The sequence below is a fragment of the Flaviramulus sp. genome (assembly GCF_982512915.1).
The window spans coordinates 38607-60505 of the sequence record NZ_CEWOCJ010000001.1; the positions used below are offsets into that span (position 1 = coordinate 38607).

Here is a 21899-nt window from a genome sequence, read left to right on the forward strand (position 1 = left end):
AAAAAATAATCTTGGACGTTTTTTTAAATGATGTTGTTTTTCTTTTTATAAGCTGAAGGGGTTAATCCTGTCATTTTTTTAAAGATACTATTAAAGGAAGATTTTGAATTAAAGCCAGCTTTTCCTGCTAGACTTACTAACTTGAATTTTTGAACTTCATCGCTAGAAAGTAGTTGTTTTATTTTTTCTACACGGTGAAGATTTAGAAATTCTGAAAAATTCATATTATGGACTTCATTGATATATTTTGACAATTCTTTAGTTGTGCTATCTATTTCTTTTGCAAACTCTGTTAAAGTTAAATTTGGATTTGTGTAGAGTTCTCTTATTTGAATGGCTTCTTTTAGTTTTTCGGAAATCGAATGAAGATTGGGATAAGCTATTATACTTTCGTTATCAGAAAATGTATTAAATAATAATTTTGGTTTTGTGAAACCTATAATACCAATCCAATAAATAAACGCAGAATTAAATACAAATGTTGGATACGAAAAAACGATACTTTCTCTCCAATTATGAAGAAATAAATCTGCTGAATACAATAAAATATCCCAAATCATAATACCTAAAAACACAAATGTAAGTCGTTTTAAGCATTTTAAAACGGATTTTGATTTTTGAATATTAGCAAGTACAAATTCATTTTTATTGATTAGTTTTAACGACAGGATTAATAAAATCACTGTGAATATTTGATAAAAAAACTCATGAATTCTAAAAAAATCTGATTCAATAACAACTCTTGTTATTCTAAAGCTATTTTCTCTTATCGAAACACTAAACCAATAGGATCTTAATAATCCATATAAAATAGCCGGCAGTAAAATGTACCATTCTTTTTTATGATAAATTAATCCTTCTTTGTTTGGAAACTGATTTTTTATATAAAAATAAAAACCTGCTCCAATTAGCCATTTATAAGGATAAGGAAACATATGTAAAGGTCTATAATATTGAAAAAATCCAATATCTAAAACAGCATAGATGAGGTTATAAATGAAAGTGAAAACAGAAATAGTAGAAAAAAGTTAACAGCAAGTTTATTGCCAAACTTTTTTTTATATACAAATACACAAAGAATAAACCCTTGAATCGCCCCAAAGAGCATGATGACATTCAAAATATTATAGTCTAAATTCATGATGTTTTTATAAAGTTAAATATACTATTTTCGATTTAAATCTATTTTAATTTAATTAGAAATAGGTAATAGGTTATCTAGTTATATTTCTAAAAACAAATAATACTATATTTGGTTATGGATTTAAAACCTAATTTTTTTAAATACTATAATACCCCTTTGCTATTGGTAATTACTAGCGCTTTGTTTTATACGTTTTTTGCATATGATTTACAACGCACAGATTATACAAAACTAGTGGCACTTTATTTGGCATTATTTTTTTTGTTTTTTAAGATTGTACATCTTTTTAAAACTAATACTAAGGCATTAACCTATTTTGCTTTTGGTTTTAGAGCTATTTTAATTTTAGCAATACCTAACCTATCACAAGACTTTTATCGCTTTATATGGGATGGCAGAATGATTTTACAGGGTTTTAATCCATATTTATATAATGTAGCATCTTTTATTAATAATGGTATATTTCCTATTTCTCAAGCTCAAGAACTTTATAATGGCATGGGTGTATTAAATGCGAGCCATTTCACTAATTACCCACCCATAAACCAACTCTGTTTTGTTATTGCTGGGTTATTAGCAGGGAAAAGTATTTTAGGTTCTGTCATGGTTATGCGCTTACTTATTATAGCTTCCGATTTTGGAACCTTGCATTTTGGCTCCAAATTATTAGAAAAATTAAATCTCCGATCGAATCATATCTTTTGGTATATTTTAAATCCGTTTATAATTATCGAACTCACAGGGAATCTACATTTTGAAGGTGTTATGGTTTTCTTTTTAATTTGGAGTTTATATTTATTACAAATAGGAAAATGGCAATGGGCTGGTTTTGTTTTAGCTTTATCAATAGCAACTAAACTTATTCCGCTTATATTTTTACCTTTATTTTTACAGTGGTTTTGGAGACAAAATCCATACGAAAAAACTAAAAAATGGATACCTACCTTATCAGTCATAGCAAAATTAATAGGGTTTTATGCTGTTGTAGGCATCACAACGCTTTTATTATTTATGCCTTTTTACTCCTCCGAGTTTATTAATAATTACAGCAATACCGTGGCGCTTTGGTTTCAAAAATTTGAGTTTAATGGCAGTTTGTATTACATTGCCAGAGAAATTGGCTACCGTTTTAGAGGTTATAATGAAATTGCCATTATTGGAAAAGCCATACCTATTATCGTATTTGTGTTTGTTTTGTGCATTACTTTTTTTAGAAAAAACAAAACTACTACCCAACTTATTACTGCTATGTTAATAGCATTAACTTTTTATTATTTTACTGCCACTACAGTGCATCCTTGGTATATCGCTACGGTTTTAATACTATCCGTTTTTACAAAATATAAATTCCCTTTAGTATGGAGTTGTGTTATGATTGTTAGTTATTTAGCCTATATAAATATAAATAAAGCAGATAAATCCGAAAATTTATGGATTATAGCTTTTGAATATGTCATTATTTATAGTGTATTTATTTGGGAAGTATTCATAAAAAAGGCTTCCAAATTGGAAGCCTAATTTCTATCTAGTTTAATAAAACTACGCTTATAGTTTTTCTAATTTTTTAATAGTATTTAATTCATTCTCATCTTCATAACCATCTGAATCTTTGGTTACAAAAACTTTAGCAGTAAATGTGATTTTAAACTTAGTACCTATTAATATTGCTTCATTTAAATCAAACATTGCTAAAACGGCATCGTCAATTTCTTGAAAAATTATGGTATGCTCTTCACTATCTTTAGTTTGAATAAAATTATACCCATAATCTTCATGACTATCAAAAACAGCTTCAACAACTTGAGTTTCTTGAATGGAACATGTGATACTATTATTAAAAAGTACATCGGTATTAAAATTTGTAATTACAAATAGTTGTACAAAAAAAGCTGTAAACAAAACAATTGTTTTCATATATTAAAAAAATAAAATTAAGTTGAATTTTTTTCGGAAATCGTTCTACCTAAAGTCCGAATGGCTTAAGTAATTTTCAAAAAACTACTGATAGTACTTAAAACTAAGTTTTTTTTAGTCTTATAATAGTGATTGCCTTAAGGCGCTATATTGAACATATCATCTAAATCTTTAAAACTCTTGAACTCTAACATATAGTCATTAGGGTCTTTAACAAAAAAAGAAGTGTGTTCGCCTACTTTATCTTTTAAAAAGGTGGCTTTGGTAACTACATCTAAACCTTGAGATTTTAGTTTTTCATATATAGTTCCCCATGTCTTAAAATCCAAGATAATTCCAAAATGAAATGATGGTAAAATTTTGCCTTCAAAAACATAATTAGGATTTGTAAAATTGAATTTTCCGGCTTTAATAAATGTTATTTGATGACCAAATAAATTTATATCTACCCAATTTTGGGTCATTCTCCCTGAGGATGCGCCAATATTAGCGTAAAATCCTTTTGTCTCCTTGATTTTTAAACAAGGTAAAGACATGTGAAACGATGTTTGCATGATACATTTATTAAATGGGCTTTAAACTTTCTACTCTGTAGATAACGTCATCACCATCTTCATCTTCAACAAAAGTAATTCTGAAGTCTTTATCTATTAAACCTTTATCATTTTTCAAATCGAATTGCTTTAAAACGCGAGGATGAACTTCTTCAAAGGCTAACTCCTCGCCATTTTCAAACCAAAAAGTGTATAAACCGTTTTTGTAAGATTTAAAAACAGCTGTTCTCATAATATTAAAATTTATTAATCGTTATCTTCTTCTTCTGAATCTTCATCTAAAATTTCAGGATCTTGTACCGCTTCTGGATCATCTCCAGCAAAATCTTCATAATCATCTTCATCATAGTTTTCCATAGTTACTGCAAGTTTCATACTAACTTTTACTAAATATTTAGTATCAGATGTTGTTACCTCAACAGCTTCAATAATTTCATTATGCTGATTTCTAAACGATATAATCTGATCTTCATCATAGCCATCGGGATATTTTTCAACCAACAAAGCTAAAATTTCTGGTGTTAACTTCTTAAAATCGACTATAACACGTTTTAAATTTTCGTTTCTATTTTTCATTTTTATGGGGTAAAGTTTTTTACTTATGAGTTAAATATACTATTTATGATTATTTTATGCGTATAACATCATAAAAATCTTTTCTTCTGTCTTTTAAATTTTTTACTGCTCCAAAAGAGTGTAATTCTCTTAGCAAACTTAAATCTACATCTGCTACTAAAATCATTTCGGTATTTGGGGTAGCCTCTGCTTTAATTCCGTTACTTGGAAATGAAAAATCACATGGTGTAAATACTGCAGATTGTGCATATTGAATATCCATATTATTAACATTTGGCAAATTACCTACACTTCCAGATATCGCCACATAACACTCGTTTTCTATAGCTCTGGCTTGAGCGCACAAACGAACTCTAGAATAGCCATTTTGAGTATCTGTTAAAAAAGGAACAAATAAAATATCCATACCTTCATCAGCCAATAAACGCGATAATTCTGGAAACTCAGAATCATAACATATTAATATGCCAATTCTTCCACAATCAGTGTCAAAAGTTTGTAATTTATTTCCGCGTTGCATACCCCAAACTTTAGCTTCATCTGGTGTTACATGTATTTTTTCGTAACGCTCAACACTACCATCTCTTCTACATAAATAACCAACATTGTATAATTTATCTTCCACTACTTCTGGCATACTCCCAGAAATGATGTTGATGTTATAGGATATTGATAGTTGTTTAAGTTTATTAACAATAGTTTCAGTAAATTTTGCTAGTTCTCTAATAGCCTCTGGCTCATGCATATGGTTAAACTCCGCCATAAGGGGTGCATTGAAAAACTCTGGAAATACTGCAAAATCAGAACGATATGCCGAAACACTATCAATAAAATACTCCACTTGCTGCATCAATTCATCTAAACTTTTATAGGGACGCATTTGCCATTGTATGAGGCCTAAACGCACAATAGTTTTTATGGTGCTAGCTTTCTTCTTTGGTTTAGTATAATAAATATTATCCCATTCCATTAAAACAGCATATTCATTTGATGCTGTATCACCTTCTAAATAACCTTTTAAAACACGTACTGGATGAAAATCATTAGATATTTGAAAATTCAAAACAGGATCATGAATTTCCTTACGTTTTACTTTTTCAATATATTCTTTTGGTGAGAATTCCTTGTGCTCGTGATAATTGGGCATTCTTCCTCCAAACACAATACTTTTTAAATTTAGGTTTTCACATACTTCTTTACGATAATCATAAAGTCTCCTACCTAAACGTAACCCTCGATACTTAGGCCTGATAAATACATCTATTCCATATAAAACATCACCTTCTCGATTGTGATTTTTAAAAGATTCTCCAGCTATAATATCTGCATATGTATGATCATCATCAATCCTATCATAATCCACAATAAGAGATAATGCGCAACCAGCAATATCACCGTCAATCTTAATTACCACTTGCCCTTCTGGAAACATGGTAGTTAATTTTTCTATATGATGCTTTTTCCAATAAGAATTAAGTACACCTCCGTACGACTCTAGAGTTGCATCTCTCAACTCTTCATAGTCATTTACAGATAAATACTTTAATTCTATATTTTCAATTTTTTTTGTTTCCAAAATTTATTGTCCTAATAAATAAGCAAAAATTAAAGGTGCTACAATAGTGGCGTCACTCTCAATTATAAATTTTGGAGTATCAATATCAAGTTTACCCCAAGTAATTTTTTCGTTTGGAACAGCGCCAGAATAAGATCCGTAACTTGTTGTTGAATCGCTAATCTGGCAGAAATAACTCCAAAAAGGAGTGTCAGTACGTTCCATATCTTGATATAACATTGGCACTACACATATTGGAAAATCTCCAGCTATGCCTCCTCCAATTTGGAAGAAACCAATTCCATTTTTAGAATTATTCGTATACCAATCTGCTAAAAATGTCATGTATTCTATACCAGATTTCATGGTACTTGCTTTTAACTCACCTTTTAAAACATAGCTTGCAAAAATATTTCCCATCGTGCTATCTTCCCAACCTGGACAAACAATAGGCAAGTTTTTTTCTGCCGCTGCATACATCCAAGAGTCTTTCAAATCAATTTCGTAATATTGTTCTAAAACACCTGATAATAACATTTTGTACATATACTCATGTGGCAAATACCGTTCTCCTTTATCGTCGGCATCTTTCCAAATCTTAAAAATATGTGCTTGTAAACGTCTGAATGCTTCATGCTCTGGAATACAAGTATCTGTTACGCGATTTAATCCTTTTTCTAGCAAATCCCATTCTTCTTGCGGAGTTAAATCACGATAGTTTGGTACGCGTTTGTAATGAGAATGCGCTACCAAATTCATAATATCCTCTTCCAAATTAGCACCTGTACAAGAAATAATTTGCACTTTATCTTGACGAATCATTTCTGCAAAACTCTTTCCTAACTCTGCGGTACTCATTGCTCCAGCTAAAGATACTAACATTTTTGAGCCAGAATTTAATTGTGCTTCGTAACCTTTTGCAGCGTCAACTAAAGCGGCAGCATTAAAATGTAAATAATGTTTTTCTATAAATTGTGATATTGGTCCTTTAGTATTCATCTTTCTCGCTATTTTTTAAGCGTTTATATTTATTATGATTTAGCAATAATACTGTATTTGCGTTTGTTATAAATTTATAACTTAACTGGTTATCCTGCAATTTTTGATTGTTCTAATTTTTAATCTATCACTTTTAAACAACCATTTTAATTATTATATCCCAAAATTTTAAGTAAGTCTTCACTTTTTTGTTGGTCGCTAAATAATTTAGTTGTTAGATTTCCATCTTTATCTTTGTCAATTAAAATATGTTTTGGCGAAGGTATTAAACAGTGTTGTAAACCTCCAAAACCACCAATGGTTTCTTGATAGGCCCCTGTGTTAAAAAACCCAATATAAAGTGGTTTTTCTTTGTTGTATTTAGGTAAATAAATAGCATTCATATGCTGTTCACTATTATAATAATCATCACTATCACAGGTTAAACCACCAAGTAAAACACGCTCGTAACTTTCATTCCATCTGTTTATAGGCAGTAAAATAAACCGTTTATTAATAGCCCAAGTATCAGGCAAGGTAGTAATGAATGATGAATTTATCATATTCCACTTTTCACGATCATTTTGTTGTTTTTGGTATAGTACTTCATAGATAGCTCCACCACTTTCACCAACTGTAAAACTGCCAAATTCTGTAAATAAATTAGGCACTTTAACTTCTTCTTCTTCACATGCAAGATTGATTTGATTTATAATCTCATCAACCATGTATTGATAATCAAAATCAAAAGCTAAAGAATTTTTTATTGGAAATCCTCCCCCTATATTTAAACTGTCTAATGATGGACATATTTTTTTTAAACTCGTATAAACCTTCAAACATTTTTGTAATTCATTCCAATAATACGCATTATCTCGTATCCCTGTATTAATGAAAAAATGAAGCATTTTTAACTTAACTCTTTTATTGTTTTGAATTTGGTTTTTATAAAATGGCACTATGTTTTTATAACCTATCCCTAGTCGAGAAGTATAAAACTCAAACTTTGGTTCTTCTTCTGAAGCTATTCTAATACCAACATTAAATTTTCCTTTTATTTCTTGAGATAATAAATCGATTTCTTCATAATTATCAATAATTGGAATGGCATTTTTGTGCCCATTATTTATCAGTCTAGCTATATTGGTTACGTATTGAGAACGTTTAAAACCATTACTAATTACATAAGTTTCATCTGTAATTTTACCTTGGGCTTTCAAATTTTCAACAATATCAATATCAAAAGCAGAGGAAGTCTCAATATGAATATCATTTTTTAAAGCTTCATTTAAAACATGATTAAAGTGTGAGCTTTTTGTACAATAACAATAATGGTATTTCCCTTTATACTTATTCTTTTTTATGCCATCGGCAAACCATTGTTTAGCCTTATTAATATTGTTAGAAATTTGTGGTAAATAGGTAAACTTTAAGGGCGCGCCATATTCCTCTACCAACTCCATAAGATTAATCCCATGAAATTCTAATGTTTTATTTTCTAATCTGAATTCTTCTTGTGGAAAATCAAAAGTCTGATCAATTAAATCAATGTATTTTGTATTCATTTATTTTGTTTAATAGGTTAAAGATAAAACCCTAAAATTAATTAGGCGATAAACTCGTAAAAAAAATGAATATCAAATTTGAATTTGATTTTGAGTAGTAGGAATAAAGCCATTCATATGCTGGCTAGCATATATTGCTAAAACGGAAGTTAGCTTTAAAATTCGGTTACTTAAACGATAAGCAGCTTTTGAGTATGACTTCCTAATTTTCAAAAGCCCGAACATATAAACACAATTCAAATTGTTCAGCTAATAACAGTACAAATGAAATATAAAATTTTTAATTAATAAGTTTTTTTAAAGATTTTTTTAAGTAGTTTTTAAAGCATTTTTAATGTATTCAATTCCTGTTCGGTAAGATGTTTCCAGTGCCCTCTTGGAATATCTTTTTTTGTTAAATGCCCAATGGCAACACAATCTAAATTTACAATTTCATATTTTAAATAATCAAAAATTGTTCTGACAATCGTGTTCCCTGTATTTTTAATTTTTAAGCCAATTTCACGTTTTGTTGCGCCATCAATATAGCTAATCTCCTCAACTCCGATAAGTTTTCCCTCTATTTTAAACCCTGCTTGGATTTTTTTTAAATCTTCAAGTTTTAAATTTTTATCTAATTCAATATGAAATAACCTACCAACACCATTTTTAGAGTTGGTAAATTTATCATGAATTTGCTCATCATTTGTAAACAACAGAAGCCCTTTTGAGTTTCTACCTAAACGCCCAATAGGTTTAATTTTTGAAGTAGTTGCATTGGCAACTAAATCCATAACGGTTCTTCCTTTACCTTCACTAGTTGTAGTTGCAAAACCTTTAGGCTTATTTAATAATACATAAGCTTTCTTTTCTGGGTTTACGCGTCCTCCATCATAACGCACTTCATCACCTAGCTTTACTTTGTAACCCATTTCGGTTACAACTGTCCCATTTACTGTTACTAATCCGGTTGCTATATGAACATCAGCCTCTCTACGAGAACATATTCCAGAATTAGCAACATACTTATTTAATCTAATTTCGTCAGGGTTACTCGCTTTTTTAGGAGAAGTTGGAGTGGTTTTTTTTATGGGAGCATTTCCTCTTGCATAACTTTTACTACGCGTATTATTATCTCCACGTCCCGAAGCTTTTCCTTTTCCTTTACTGCCTTGATGCCTATTCATTTCGTATTATTTTTTTGCAAAGATATACTTAAAATTTACGATTTACGATTTTTTGGTTTATGAATTATTGTAATCCTTTTTTGATAAAGTAGGAGTTAAATTAAGTTGGTTAACAACACTTAAAAAAACTTATATCTGATTTAAAACTAATTCTATATTAATAAGTACAATACAAAATACCCCTGTTACAATGATGAATTTCAAGATATTATGAAGTATTAAATAATGTAATTTAGTTTTAGATTTCCATAACACATAAAGAAAAACTAGAAGTAAAAAAGTACTGAAATAAAAATACAAATACATATAGCCTATCTCAAAACAAACTAATAACATATATGTAGGCACTAACGTTAAAATGGTTAATACCCTTAGTATGTTTTTTGAAGCCTTTTCTCCATAAACTATAGGTATGGTTTGGTAACTTTGAAGAAGATCTCCCTTAATGTTTTCTAAATCTTTTGTTAGTTCGCGCATAGATATCATTAAAAACAAGAAAATGGCATGAACAAAAATTACCGTTTCAAAATTTTTATAATAAAGAAAAATGGCGAAAAATGGAGTAATAGTTAAAATTGCAGAAGTTAAATTACCAATAAAAGGTAGTTTTTTTAATTTATGTGAATAGAACCAAATAGCGAAAATATATACAGAAAAGAAAATAACAGCATTGAATGACACGTAGCTTGCCATAATTACAGACGAAAAATTTAAAACAAAATAAAAAGACAATTTAGTATTTTGACTTACCAATTTATCTAACCTAGATTTAATAGGTTTATTAATTAAATCTTTTTCTGAATCGTAAAAATTGTTGATAATATAGCCTCCTGCAATGGTTGAAGCAGAAGCCAAGACTAACATAAATAAATTAGGATCTAAAAGCACTTCTTTAAGAGATTTACCTTTTGCCATTATATATACTGAAGCTAAATATTGTGCAATAACAATAATTAAGATATTGTAACCTCTAACAACAGAAAACATACTAAAAAACTTAACTAGAATATGATTCTGTCTCCGACTTAGCATAGTTTTATAATTTATAAAATTCTGAAATTTTTCAGAACAATAAAGGAGAATTAAAAGTTGTAAACAACTTCTAGTTTATATCCTGTAAGGGATAGTTTTGCTTTATCAATATCTTCAGTAAATCCTAAAATATAGCCACCGCCACCAGAACCACAAAGCTTTAAGTAATAATCATTTGTTTCAATACCTTTTCTCCAAAGTTCATGAAACTGAATTGGAATCATTGGCTTAAAATGACTTAATACAACTTTTGAAAGTTGTTTTGTATTTTTGAACAGGGATTTAATATCACCCGATAAAAAATCATCAACACACGCGTCTGTATGTTTAATAAACTTGTTTGTAAGCATCTTCCTGAAACCTTCTTGCTTCATTTTTTCCATAAAAATACTTACCATTGGTGCAGTTTCACCAATAATACCGCTATCTAATAAAAACACAGCACCTTTTCCATTTTGTTGTGCTGGAATACCAGTGGCTTCAATATTATCTTTAGAATTTATTAGAATTGGAATACTCAAATAACTATTAAGAGGATCTAAACCAGATGATTTTCCATGAAAAAATGACTCCATTTCCGAGAAAATAGTTTTTAGTTTCAATAGCTTCTCACGAGTTAAATTCTCTAAAACAGTAATTTTATCTTGAGCATATTTATCGTAAATAGCAGCTACAAGAGCACCACTACTACCAACGCCATATCCTTGTGGAATAGAAGAATCAAAATACATACCCTCGTTTACATCTATTGCGAGGGATTCAATATCAAAAGTTACCAGTTCTGGATTTATATTTTTTAAATACTCAACAAACCGTCTTAAGCTTTGATTAGATTTTAAAGCAGTTTCTGAAGGATTTTCAGTTTTCTTTAAAGCACCATTATAAAAATTATAGGGAATAGATAAGCCTTTAGAATCTTTAATGATTCCATACTCTCCAAAAAGCAATATTTTCGAATAAAAAAGTGGTCCTTTCATTTACTTTATTTGATTTGGAACTATAAAGTTACAATTGTTTTGCTCCAAAACCAATTTTGTCGCAAATATAATGTCCATTTTGGCAATATACAACTAATTCATTTTTAATGAATTTCATAACAGATTCTGTTTCATATTCTGGATATAGTACATGTACATTCGCTCCAGCATCAAGAGTAAAACAAATTTTAGAGTTTGATGTTTCTCTATATCCCCATATTTTGTAAATAATTTCTATGGTATTAGGTTTCATTAATATAAAATAGGGCATGCTAGTCATCATCATAGCATGCAAGGTTAATGCTTCACTTTCAACTATCTTAATAAAAGCGTCTAAATCTCCATCATTTAAAATAGTTATTAAATTAGATAAGTTCTTATGAGCTTGACTAAAACGCTTTGATGCAAATGGATGTCCGTGCATTAAATTATGCCCTACGGTGCTACTAACTTGCTTTTCGCCTTTATCAACCAATAAAATGGTGTCTTGATAGTTTTTAAAATTATCATGAACTTCAAATGGATATTTCGTTCCAAATAAATCTGAACTTCCTTTAATCTCATTATGATGTCCCCAAACTACTGTATCGCCTTCTAAACTTCGGCAAGCACTACCAGATCCTAATCGAGCCAAAAATGATGCTTTTTTAATAAAAAATTCATCAGAAACTTCATTGTTTAATGCTTTTTCAAGACTCATCAAACATAATGCTAATGCACTCATCCCACTTGCAGAAGACGCAATACCAGAACTGTGCGGAAAAGTATTTGATGTTTCAATTTTAAAATGATAGTGCCTTAAAAAAGGTAAAAAAACCTCAACTCTTTTAAAAAAAGTTTCAATTTTTGGTTTGAAATCATCCTTTTTGTCATCATCTAAAAACACTTCAAACGAAAAATTATCTTGATTTTGTTTTTCTGAAAAAATCAAATTAGTAATTGTTTTACAGTCACTTAACGTAAAACTTAAAGAGGGGTTTTCTGGGATTTGATCTTCCTTTTTACCCCAATATTTAACTAAAGCGATATTGCTAGGTGACGACCATTTAAAACTTCCGTTTTTAACAGAAGCTGTATATGGTTTTGGAATAAATTGTTGTACTGACATTTAACCTATTTAAGTTGACAAAGATAACAACTTTACCATAGTTTTAAAATTTCTGGCGGTACCTATTGTATTAAGTTTTCTTTCAAAAAAATTTATATTAAATTTAGATTGACCAAAACCTTTTTCAAAATAAAAATAAATACAATCGTTAATTATTTCATATAGCTCACCATCATAAATTTTGACTGAAGCATCATTAAGCAAATCCTTATTCGGAGCATCATCCAAAATAACAAAGTAGCTTAACTGCTTTATATCCTTTGGGAAAGGACAGGCATTAAAAATTTGTTGAAATTCTTTGGGAGTTTTAATTAAAACAGATATCTCAAAACCAAAATGATTTTTGATAGCATTTTGCATATGAAGCTTTAATTTTTTGACATCTTTTTCTGGAGATTCTAAAATGAGATTACCACTTTGAATGTAGGTTTGAACGTTTTGAAAGTTAGTATTTGATAACAATTCTCGAAGTTCTGCCATAAGAACTTTTTTATGTCCTCCTACATTGATACCTTTCAATAATACGATATACTTATTCATTTACATGGAGATGTTATGAGCTGCTAAATAAGCACCAGTCCAAGCATTTTGAAAATTAAAACCACCTGTAACGGCATCAATATTTAAAACTTCACCTGCAAAATACATGTTTTTATGCAGTTTACTTTCAAATGTTTTAAAATTAACTTCTTTTAAATTTACTCCTCCTGCAGTTACAAATTCTTCTTTAAAAGTGCTTTTACCATCAACAATAAAAAGTGCATTTGTTAGCTGATTTGATAAGTTTTGTAATTGATTTTTATTTAAATCAGCCCAACGCGTTTCTGAGTCCATATCAGATGCTAAAACTAGCTTTTGCCAAAGACGTTTTGGCAAATCAAATTGAGTAGATTTAAAAACTGTTTTTTTTGACAACTCGTGTTTAAATCCCTTTAAAACATCGAAACAATCTTCAAAAGATTTTCTGATGAAATTAATTTCAATTTGAAATTTATAATCTCTTTTTGCTAATTCAATCGCTCCAAATGCAGAAAGTTTCAAAATCGCTGGCGCACTCATCCCCCAATGGGTAATAAGTAAAGGACCTTCACTCCATAAATCAGTATCTACAATTTTAACTTCAACATTTAAAGCCACAACTCCAGGAATCTCTTTTATGCGCTCGTCTGAGATATTAAAAGTAAAAAGAGAAGGTACAGGTTGAGAAACTGAATGTCCTAAATTTTGTAAAACGTTCCATATTTTAGGATTACTACCAGTTGCTATTAAAATTTTTTTAGATTTGAAATTTCCTTGATTCGTGTCAATTTCAAAAACAGAAACTTCTTTTTTAATAGTTTTCACAGAGTGATTTAATAAAACTTCAACTTTATATTTTTTGGCTTCATTTAAAAAACAATCAATAATTGTTTGTGACGAATTAGAAACTGGAAACATCCTACCATCTTCTTCTATCTTCAGTTCTACATCTCTTTTTTCAAACCATTCAATGGTATCGCCAGTCATAAATTGATGAAAAGGGCCTAAAAGCTCTTTATATCCTCTGGGGTAATTTTGAACTAACTCTTGAGGAATAAATTCTGCATTCGTTACATTACAACGTCCGCCTCCAGAAACTTTAACTTTAGTTAAAACTTCTTTTCCACGTTCTAAAATGGCTACTTTTAAATTAGGATTTTGTTCAGCAATATTAATAGCTGCAAAAAAACCTGCAGCTCCACCACCAATTATAATTACATCTTTGATGATCATAACCTATCTGGATAGTCGGTAATTATACCATCAACCTCGTAAGATTTTATACGTTTAATTGGTTTTAAATTATTTACTGTAAAGGCAAAAACTTTAAAATCTTTTTTTAAATCCTCTACATTTTCTTGGGTTAACATGGTATGATCGGCGTAAATAAATCCTGCATCTACCGTTTTAGCAAAAGCAACTGCTTTGTCTAAACTTGTATCTGTGATAACACCTAAAGGGATGTTTTTATTAATTTTAAAAACCGATTCAAGTAAACTCGATTGGAAACTAGATACTATTAGATTTTGGTAATCCCAACCCTTTTTTTCAACGTAAAAATCAATAAGCCTAGAAGCTTCATTTGCAGTATCTTGACCCTTTAACTCAATATTTAACAAACACTTATTATTTACTAAAGCTAGAACTTGAGATAATGTAGGTATTTCATAATCCCCTTTTACTTTTATCTTTTTAAGCTCTTTTAAAGTGAATTTTGAAATATCTCCTGTGCCATCAGATACTCTATCTAAAGTAAAATCATGAAAAACAACTAATTCTCCAGAGGCACATCGATGCACGTCAATCTCAATACCATCAACACCTAATTTTAAAGCCTTTTGAATAGATTCTAAAGTGTTTTCGGTAACATGTCCCTTCGCTCCTCTGTGTCCAATTTTTAATAGTTGCATACTAATTTTATAGATGTTTTGATATTTTATATTTTCGTTTCAAAGGTAGTTACTTAAATTATCTTTGAATAAAAATATTATAAGATATTTTACTAGAATCAAAGTTCTTTCAAATACTACAAAATATTTTTGAAAAAGTACAATTAGTATAATTTCTTGAAAAAAATGATTCAAAAGACTCAATAAATTAAACTATTTTTTAAGTTTCTCAGAATGCGTTTTTCTGAATTTTACAAGTTTTGGAGTAATTACAAAGCTACAATATCCCTCAGTTTGGTTATTGTTGTAATAATTTTGATGATAATCTTCTGCCTTATAAAAAGTAGATAATGGACTTATTTCAGTAACAATTGGATTTTCATAAAAAGTAGCAAGTTCTTTAACTACAAGTTCTGCAATCTCCTTTTGGGCATTATCATGATAATATATAACTGATCGGTACTGTGTTCCTTTATCGGCTCCTTGTCTGTTTAAAGTTGTAGGATCGTGGGTATTCATGAAGATTATTAAAATATCTTTAAATGAAATTATATTAGCATCAAATGTTACTTGTATAACTTCAGCATGCCCAGTTAACCCAGAACAAATCTCACGATAAGTTGGATATCCTGGTACATTCCCGCCTGAATATCCAGAAACAACTTTTTTTACCCCTTTTAACTCTAAAAAAACGGCTTCAGTACACCAAAAACAGCCACCTCCAAATGTGGCTATTTGAAAATCACCATTATTCATTTTCAACCTCCCTTTCTAATTGCATAGATTCTGAATTGATACAATATCTTAATCCACTTGGTTCTGGCCCATCAGGAAAAACATGTCCTAAATGTGCATCGCAAGTATTACACATTACCTCTACTCTAACCATTACAAAAGCGGTATCTCTTTTGTATTTGATAGCATTTTCTTTAATAGGATGAGTAAAACTAGGCCAACCAGTGCCAGAATTAAATTTGATTGTAGAATCAAATAAAGGTGCATTACAACAAATACAATTATATTTACCTTCTTCATAAATACTACACAAAGCACCAGTATGTGGCCTTTCTGTACCTTTGAGTCTAGTGATTCTATATTGCTCAGGAGTTAATTGCACTTGCCATTCTTCTTCTGTTTTATCAATACGGTTATCAGGAGTTAAATTTTTTTTAACAGTAAAGTTTATAATATCTTTCCAAGTAAGCATAATTATTTTTATTTTATAATATGAATTTAAATCTTAAACATTAACTAAATAACATTGAAAAAATGGCGTCTTATACCTGTAAAATTAAAAACAAATATTTGTGAAATTTACGATAAATATTTGCAATATAAAACGATTAGTAAATGCTAAAGGTCAAGAGAATTTATTTTGTTAAATCAAAAATCTATTCACTATATTTTTATAAATTTAGAAAAAAGATGTAAATACAATTGTTTGTTATTTAACAAGAATTTCTATCAATACAAAATTCAATATGGAAAAAAAAATTGAAGAATTAGATGATTATTTAAATAACCACTATATACATAGAAGTAATTGGTTAAGAGCGGCAGTTCTAGGCGCAAATGATGGTATTTTATCAACTGCAAGTATAGCAATAGGGGTTGCTGCAGCAAGTGATTTTAGAGAACCTATTGTACTAGCTACATTAGCTGGGTTAGTGGCAGGTTCTTTATCTATGGCAGCTGGTGAGTATGTTTCAGTTAGTTCACAAACAGATATTGAAAAAGCTGATATTGAACGTGAAAAACAAGAGCTATTAGAAATGCCCGAAATTGAATTAAATCGCTTAGCAGAAATTTACGAAAAAAGAGGCTTAAAAAAAACAACTGCTCTAATTGTTGCAAAAGAATTAACTGAGTATGATGCGTTGGGAGCTCATGTGAGAGATGAATTGGGTATTAATGAAATAAGTCAAGCAAAACCAATTCAAGCAGCTTTTGCTTCTGGAGCAGCATTTACATTAGGTGGTTTATTACCTTTATTAATAACCCTTTTTTTTCCTTTAAATAGTATAGAATATTATCTATATGGTTTTGCTATTTTTTTTCTTGCTATTTTAGGAAGTTTAGCAGCTAAAACCGGCGGTTCTAGAGTTTTAAAAGCAATTATTAGAATCACATTTTGGGGCACAGCAGCAATGGGGCTAACAGCTTTAGTTGGATACTTTTTTGGAGTAAATATTTGATACACCTTTTTATGTATTAAATTATTTATTCAAAAATACTTTATTAATTAGTTATCAATATACAATGAATATTAAACAAAAAAACTTCTCAAAATGAGAAGCTTTTTTAAATCTATAACTTTTAAATTGACTATTGATTTCCTTTTTTATAATCTTCTAAAAATTTAGCTAATCCTATATCCGTTAACGGGTGTTTAAGTAAACCCGTTATTGATGATAATGGCCCTGTCATTACATCACTGCCTATTTTAGCACAATCTATTACATGCATGGTGTGACGAATTGAAGCTGCTAAGATTTGTGTTTCAAATGCATAGTTATCATAAATCTGTCTTATTTCTGCTATCAAGTTTAATCCATCTGTTGAAATATCATCTAAACGTCCTAAAAAAGGAGACACATAAGTTGCACCTGCTTTTGCAGCCAATAAAGCTTGTCCTGCAGAAAAAACTAGGGTTACGTTAGTTCTTATTCCTTTATCAGAAAAGTATTTACAGGCTTTTATTCCAGCTGCAATCATAGGTAATTTAACTACAATTTGTGGATGCAGCGCTGCTAAAGCTTCACCTTCTCTTACCATACCTTCAAAATCTGTTGAAATTACCTCAGCACTAACATCGCCTTCAACAATATCACATATTTTTTTATAATGATTTAATATATTCTCTGCCCCAGTTATACCCTCTTTAGCCATTAATGATGGGTTTGTTGTTACTCCATCTAGTACGCCTAAAGCTTGTGCTTCTGCTATTTCTGTTAAGTTTGCTGTATCTATAAAAAATTTCATTGCTTATTAATATTATTGTTGTGTTTTTAAATATGCTAATACTTCTTTACTTACTTTATCTCCTGTAAATCCAAATTTATCATCTAATACATTAGCTGGAGCTGAATATCCAAAGTGCTCTAAACCAAAAACTTTTCCGTTTTCTCCCACTAACCCTTCTAAATTTACTGGCAATCCAGCTGTTAATCCAAATAAAGGTTTGTTTTTTGGTATGATACTGTTTTGATAATCTTTTGATTGTAATTTAAAAAGTCCTTCTGAAATTACTGAAGCAATATTAACTTTTAATCCGTTTTCAGTTTCTAAAATTTCTGCCGCAGCTACTAAAGTAGCAACTTCTGACCCATTTGCTATTAATACAACATCTGGATTTTCAACAGATTTTACTAAATATCCACCTTTTTCTGCACCTAAAGCTTCTTCATATCGTGAGGTTCCTTGAGCAGATATGTCTTTAATACCTTGTCTGGACAAAATTAATCCTGTAGGCGTGTTATTGTTTTCTAATGCCATTTTCCAAGCAACACTTGTTTCAGCTGAATCTGCTGGTCGTAATGCTAAGAAACTATTTTTGCCACTATGATTTTTTAGTTTTTCTAGTAGCCTTATTTGTGCTTCTTGTTCAACAGGCTGGTGAGTTGGTCCATCTTCTCCTACTCTAAAGGCATCATGTGTCCAAACATATTTTACACCTAACTCCTGTATACCACTTAATCTTATAGCTGGCTTCATATAATCTGAAAACACAAAGAATGTAGCCACCACCGGAATAACTCCTCCGTGTAATGCGATACCATTAGCAATACAAGCCATAGTTAATTCTGCAACACCAGCTTGTAAAAATCCGCCACTAAAGTCACCTTTTTTAAGTGCTGATGATTTTTTCAAGAAGCCATCTGTTTTATCACTATTAGATAAATCTGCAGATGAAACAATCATATTTTCTACATGATCTGCTAAATAGCCAAATACATTAGATGATGCTACTCTAGTTGCTAATCCTGCTTTATGTTCTATGGATGAAAAATCTAATTCTGGTAATTTACCTGATAAAAAGAAATCTAATTTATTAGATAGCACTTCATTAGTTTGTCTCCAAGCATTAATAACAGCTTTCTTTTCTGCTGCTTTAGCTGTTTTTTCTTTTATTAAATTTACGTAGAAATCTTTTACATCATCAAAAATATCAAATGGTGCTTGTGGATTTGCTCCTAAATTTAATAAAGTTTTCGCGTAATCTGCTCCAGTGTGGCTTATAGGTTGTCCGTGTAATTCGCAGTAACCTTCAAACATGCTACCATCTGCTGTAACACAACCTTTACCCATAATAGTTTTACCAATTATTAGGGTAGGTTTTTGTGTTTCGCTATTTGCGTCTTTTAAAGCTTGTCTTATTTCCTCGTGGTTGTGTCCATCTATAGTTACTACTTTCCATCCCCAAGCTTCATACTTCATCGCAGTATCTTCAGTGGTCACCTCATCTGTTGATGTAGATAACTGGATATCATTTGAATCAAAAAACATAATAAAATTATTCAATCCTAAATGTCCTGCAATTCTTCCAGCTCCTTGAGATATTTCTTCTTGAACACCTCCATCAGAAATAAATCCATAAATTTTATGGTTCATCCAATCTCCAAAACGAGCTTGTAAAAACTTAGCTGCGATAGCTGCACCAACTCCCATAGTGTGCCCTTGGCCTAATGGTCCAGAGGTGTTTTCTATCCCTCTTTTAACATCTACTTCTGGGTGCCCTGGTGTTATAGAACCCCATTGTCTAAAGTTTGAAATATCATCTTTTTTGTAATTACCTAAAAGATAATATTGAGCATACATTAAAGTAGATAAGTGACCCGCATCCATAAAAAAACGATCTCTGAAAGGCCATTCCATATCTGATGGATCGAAATTAAAAAACTCAGAATATAAAATGTGCATAAAATCTGCACCTCCCATGGGTCCACCTGGGTGTCCAGAATTTGCCCTCTCTACCATCGCCACAGCTAATGCTCTTATATTATCTGCCGATTGCTGATCTACTTTTTTGTTCATTCTTTTTGTTGGTTTTGTTTAATTGTATTAAAATGCTGTGTTATACCAACGTTTTTTTTAGGATTATAAGGCTTATTAAACTACGTAAGTCATGACATTAAAGTCCTCAAAAAACATTTTTTGCAAATATATAATGTTTAAATTGTTGAGGCTGACTAAAACTCAAATTAATTTAATAACAACTGTTAACAATTATGATATAAAAAAAGCTCCTCAAAAAATTGAGAAGCTTTTTCCTTTACAGTGCGGGCGGGGAGACTCGAACTCCCACACCTCGCGGCACTAGATCCTAAGTCTAGCGTATATTGCACCAAAGAAACACAAATACTCTCATTTTTAATGATTTAAGTGTTTGTCAATTTTCTTTAAAGTCATATAATATCATATGATATCAATATTTGTTGTACCTATGTTGTACCCAAACGCAGATAATAATTTGTATCTTTACATAAGTACTTAATCAAATGATATCCTGATTTGACTTTCGCAAAACAGGTCAACGATGTCAGCAAGTGCAAAAATAGTTCTACGTAAAAAGCCCAACACCAAAGGGCTTTATCCACTTGCAATTCGAATAACTAAAAATCGACGCTCTACTTATAAACTTATTGGTCATTATATAGATTTAGAGGATTGGGATTAAAAAATAATGAAATCAAAAAATCCCACCCAAATTCTGAAAGTTTAAATAACCTCATAACGTTAAAATTATCTGAAGCTCGGAAAGGTCTTATTGCTCTACAAACCAACAATAAAGATGCTTCTGCAAATCAAATTAAAAAAGAGATTTACAAACCCACATCAAACCTAACATTTTTTGATTTTGTTGATGAACACCCTGAAGCTCTAGAAGTTGAGGGGAAAATGAATCGTCTTTCTACTGACTCAGCTTGGGTTAGTTATATAGAAAAATATTGTAAAGTAAGACATCTAACTTTTCAAGAAATCGATGAACGGTTTCTCAAAAAATTTAAAATATATTTAAAAGGCAACTGTTCTCTTACCGAAACTACCGCAATGAATGTCATGGTTTTTATTCGTCTGTTATTCAATAGAGCGATTAAGGATAAGGTTGTAAGTAAAGAGCTTTATTGTTTTGGGCCAGGAAAATTCAAAATAAAATTTCCAGAAACTGTCAAAGTTGGACTCTCAGAGAAAGAGTTAAAAGTCATCGAGAGCTTAGATAACCTATCTGATGTAGAACGTCATTCATTGAATGTATGGCTTTTTAGTTTTTACTTTGCTGGAATGAGGTTTTCAGATGTTCTAAAAACAAGATGGTCTCAAATTTATGATGGTAGATTACATTACAGAATGGGTAAAAATTCCAAATTGCTTTCTCTCAAAATACCATTAAAAATCGATATAATTTTAGAGGAATATGTTTGCAATAAGAATTATGATGATGACTTTATATTTCCAGAATTAAAAAAAGCTAATCTTGACGATGCTAAAGACTTATACAATAAAATTAAAACTGCTAATAAAAAATTCAACAAGAACTTAAAGTCTATTGCTCTGAAAGCTGGAATAAATAAGAAAGTAACAATGCACATTGCTCGCCACTCATTCGGAAATATTGCTAGAGACACCATCCACCCATTGATGCTTCAAAAGCTGTATCGTCATAATACTTAAATTTTAGATTAAACAATATTTTTGCAGAATCCAAACGGAAGACAAAATTTCTGCTCAAAAGGAAACGGAATAAATGAGTTGTGGGCAAAGCTTTGGCTTTATGCCGTAGTCTTTTGATGATAATATTTTGCGAGTTTATATTTGTACCAATATTGATATAGATATCTCTCCCCTTTTTTAGCAGAAATAAGGTATGAATCTAAAAACTCTAGTTTTAAAGTATGTTATATTAAAAACCATTAAAGCACAA

Annotated in this window: 23 protein-coding genes; 4 read left to right on the top strand and 19 right to left on the bottom strand. The window is 30.3% G+C overall.

Going from position 1 to position 21899, the window contains the following annotated elements; all coding sequences use genetic code 11:
* Window positions 1-23: 23 nt before the first annotated feature.
* The gene (locus AC1XJX_RS00190) at window positions 24-935 is read right to left on the bottom strand and encodes a helix-turn-helix domain-containing protein (protein ID WP_482001935.1); all 912 of its coding nucleotides are present in this window, start codon (window positions 933-935) and stop codon (window positions 24-26) included.
* Between the two features lie 323 nt (window positions 936-1258).
* Here AC1XJX_RS00190 and AC1XJX_RS00195 point away from each other — a divergent pair, with 323 nt between their 5' ends.
* Entirely contained in the window at window positions 1259-2662 is a 1404-nt protein-coding gene (locus tag AC1XJX_RS00195; RefSeq protein WP_482001936.1) for an MptA/MptB family glycosyltransferase, read from the top strand.
* Between the two features lie 27 nt (window positions 2663-2689).
* On the opposite strand, the gene AC1XJX_RS00200 is transcribed toward AC1XJX_RS00195, so the two are convergent.
* From AC1XJX_RS00200 to msrB, 16 genes are all read right to left on the bottom strand, one after another.
* Window positions 2690-3058 carry a hypothetical protein gene (locus AC1XJX_RS00200; RefSeq protein ID WP_482001937.1) on the bottom strand — a complete coding sequence of 123 codons (369 nt, stop codon included), beginning with the start codon at window positions 3056-3058 and terminating at the stop codon, window positions 2690-2692.
* Between the two features lie 137 nt (window positions 3059-3195).
* Window positions 3196-3612 carry a VOC family protein gene (locus tag AC1XJX_RS00205; RefSeq protein ID WP_482001938.1) on the bottom strand — a complete coding sequence of 139 codons (417 nt, stop codon included), beginning with the start codon at window positions 3610-3612 and terminating at the stop codon, window positions 3196-3198.
* A gap of 10 nt (window positions 3613-3622) precedes the next feature.
* On the bottom strand, window positions 3623-3844 hold the full coding sequence (locus AC1XJX_RS00210) for a hypothetical protein (RefSeq protein ID WP_482001939.1): 222 nt from the start codon (window positions 3842-3844) through the stop codon (window positions 3623-3625).
* Between the two features lie 14 nt (window positions 3845-3858).
* Window positions 3859-4188, bottom strand: a complete 330-nt coding sequence (locus AC1XJX_RS00215) for a hypothetical protein (protein WP_482001940.1) — start codon at window positions 4186-4188, stop codon at window positions 3859-3861.
* 49 nt (window positions 4189-4237) lie between these two features.
* Window positions 4238-5764, bottom strand: a complete 1527-nt coding sequence (locus tag AC1XJX_RS00220) for a bifunctional GNAT family N-acetyltransferase/carbon-nitrogen hydrolase family protein (protein ID WP_482001941.1) — start codon at window positions 5762-5764, stop codon at window positions 4238-4240.
* A gap of 3 nt (window positions 5765-5767) precedes the next feature.
* Window positions 5768-6742: a deoxyhypusine synthase family protein gene (locus AC1XJX_RS00225; RefSeq protein ID WP_482001942.1), complete on the bottom strand. Its 975-nt coding sequence runs from the start codon at window positions 6740-6742 to the stop codon at window positions 5768-5770.
* A 146-nt stretch (window positions 6743-6888) separates the two neighbouring features.
* Entirely contained in the window at window positions 6889-8286 is a 1398-nt protein-coding gene (locus AC1XJX_RS00230; RefSeq protein WP_482001943.1) for a type III PLP-dependent enzyme domain-containing protein, read from the bottom strand.
* Window positions 8287-8606: 320 nt separating this feature from the next.
* The gene (locus AC1XJX_RS00235) at window positions 8607-9452 is read right to left on the bottom strand and encodes a pseudouridine synthase (RefSeq protein ID WP_482001944.1); all 846 of its coding nucleotides are present in this window, start codon (window positions 9450-9452) and stop codon (window positions 8607-8609) included.
* A 129-nt stretch (window positions 9453-9581) separates the two neighbouring features.
* Complete coding sequence (locus tag AC1XJX_RS00240) at window positions 9582-10484, bottom strand: geranylgeranylglycerol-phosphate geranylgeranyltransferase (protein ID WP_482001945.1); 903 nt, start codon at window positions 10482-10484, stop codon at window positions 9582-9584.
* A gap of 50 nt (window positions 10485-10534) precedes the next feature.
* On the bottom strand, window positions 10535-11461 hold the full coding sequence (locus AC1XJX_RS00245) for a mevalonate kinase family protein (protein WP_482001946.1): 927 nt from the start codon (window positions 11459-11461) through the stop codon (window positions 10535-10537).
* Between the two features lie 28 nt (window positions 11462-11489).
* Window positions 11490-12569 (bottom strand): diphosphomevalonate decarboxylase, encoded by a 1080-nt coding sequence (locus AC1XJX_RS00250; protein ID WP_482001947.1) that lies wholly within the window; start codon window positions 12567-12569, stop codon window positions 11490-11492.
* A gap of 9 nt (window positions 12570-12578) precedes the next feature.
* A complete protein-coding gene (locus AC1XJX_RS00255; protein ID WP_482001948.1) occupies window positions 12579-13109 on the bottom strand; it encodes a DUF1697 domain-containing protein in 531 nt (176 codons plus the stop codon).
* Window positions 13110-14321, bottom strand: coding sequence for a BaiN/RdsA family NAD(P)/FAD-dependent oxidoreductase (locus AC1XJX_RS00260; protein ID WP_482001949.1), 1212 nt, complete (start codon window positions 14319-14321; stop codon window positions 13110-13112).
* A complete protein-coding gene (locus tag AC1XJX_RS00265) occupies window positions 14318-14998 on the bottom strand; it encodes a glycerophosphodiester phosphodiesterase (protein ID WP_482001950.1) in 681 nt (226 codons plus the stop codon). Before AC1XJX_RS00265 ends, AC1XJX_RS00260 begins: the two co-directional genes overlap by 4 nt.
* A 192-nt stretch (window positions 14999-15190) precedes the next feature.
* Window positions 15191-15733, bottom strand: coding sequence for a peptide-methionine (S)-S-oxide reductase MsrA (msrA, locus tag AC1XJX_RS00270; RefSeq protein WP_482001951.1), 543 nt, complete (start codon window positions 15731-15733; stop codon window positions 15191-15193).
* The gene (msrB, locus tag AC1XJX_RS00275) at window positions 15726-16184 is read right to left on the bottom strand and encodes a peptide-methionine (R)-S-oxide reductase MsrB (RefSeq protein ID WP_482001952.1); all 459 of its coding nucleotides are present in this window, start codon (window positions 16182-16184) and stop codon (window positions 15726-15728) included. The genes msrA and msrB overlap by 8 nt, the downstream gene beginning before the upstream one ends.
* 274 nt (window positions 16185-16458) lie before the next feature.
* On the opposite strand from msrB, the gene AC1XJX_RS00280 reads away from it, so the two are divergent.
* The gene (locus tag AC1XJX_RS00280; protein WP_482001953.1) at window positions 16459-17172 is read left to right on the top strand and encodes a VIT1/CCC1 transporter family protein; all 714 of its coding nucleotides are present in this window, start codon (window positions 16459-16461) and stop codon (window positions 17170-17172) included.
* 130 nt (window positions 17173-17302) lie between these two features.
* On the opposite strand, the gene fsa is transcribed toward AC1XJX_RS00280, so the two are convergent.
* Both fsa and AC1XJX_RS00290 read right to left on the bottom strand, forming a co-directional pair.
* The gene (gene fsa, locus AC1XJX_RS00285; protein ID WP_482001954.1) at window positions 17303-17959 is read right to left on the bottom strand and encodes a fructose-6-phosphate aldolase; all 657 of its coding nucleotides are present in this window, start codon (window positions 17957-17959) and stop codon (window positions 17303-17305) included.
* Between the two features lie 12 nt (window positions 17960-17971).
* Window positions 17972-20011, bottom strand: coding sequence for a transketolase family protein (locus tag AC1XJX_RS00290; protein ID WP_482001955.1), 2040 nt, complete (start codon window positions 20009-20011; stop codon window positions 17972-17974).
* A gap of 502 nt (window positions 20012-20513) precedes the next feature.
* On the opposite strand from AC1XJX_RS00290, the gene AC1XJX_RS00295 reads away from it, so the two are divergent.
* Together AC1XJX_RS00295 and AC1XJX_RS00300 are read left to right on the top strand one after the other, a co-directional pair.
* Window positions 20514-20654, top strand: coding sequence for an Arm DNA-binding domain-containing protein (locus tag AC1XJX_RS00295; RefSeq protein ID WP_482001956.1), 141 nt, complete (start codon window positions 20514-20516; stop codon window positions 20652-20654).
* Complete coding sequence (locus AC1XJX_RS00300) at window positions 20645-21649, top strand: tyrosine-type recombinase/integrase (protein ID WP_482001957.1); 1005 nt, start codon at window positions 20645-20647, stop codon at window positions 21647-21649. The genes AC1XJX_RS00295 and AC1XJX_RS00300 overlap by 10 nt, the downstream gene beginning before the upstream one ends.
* Window positions 21650-21899: the final 250 nt, after the last annotated feature.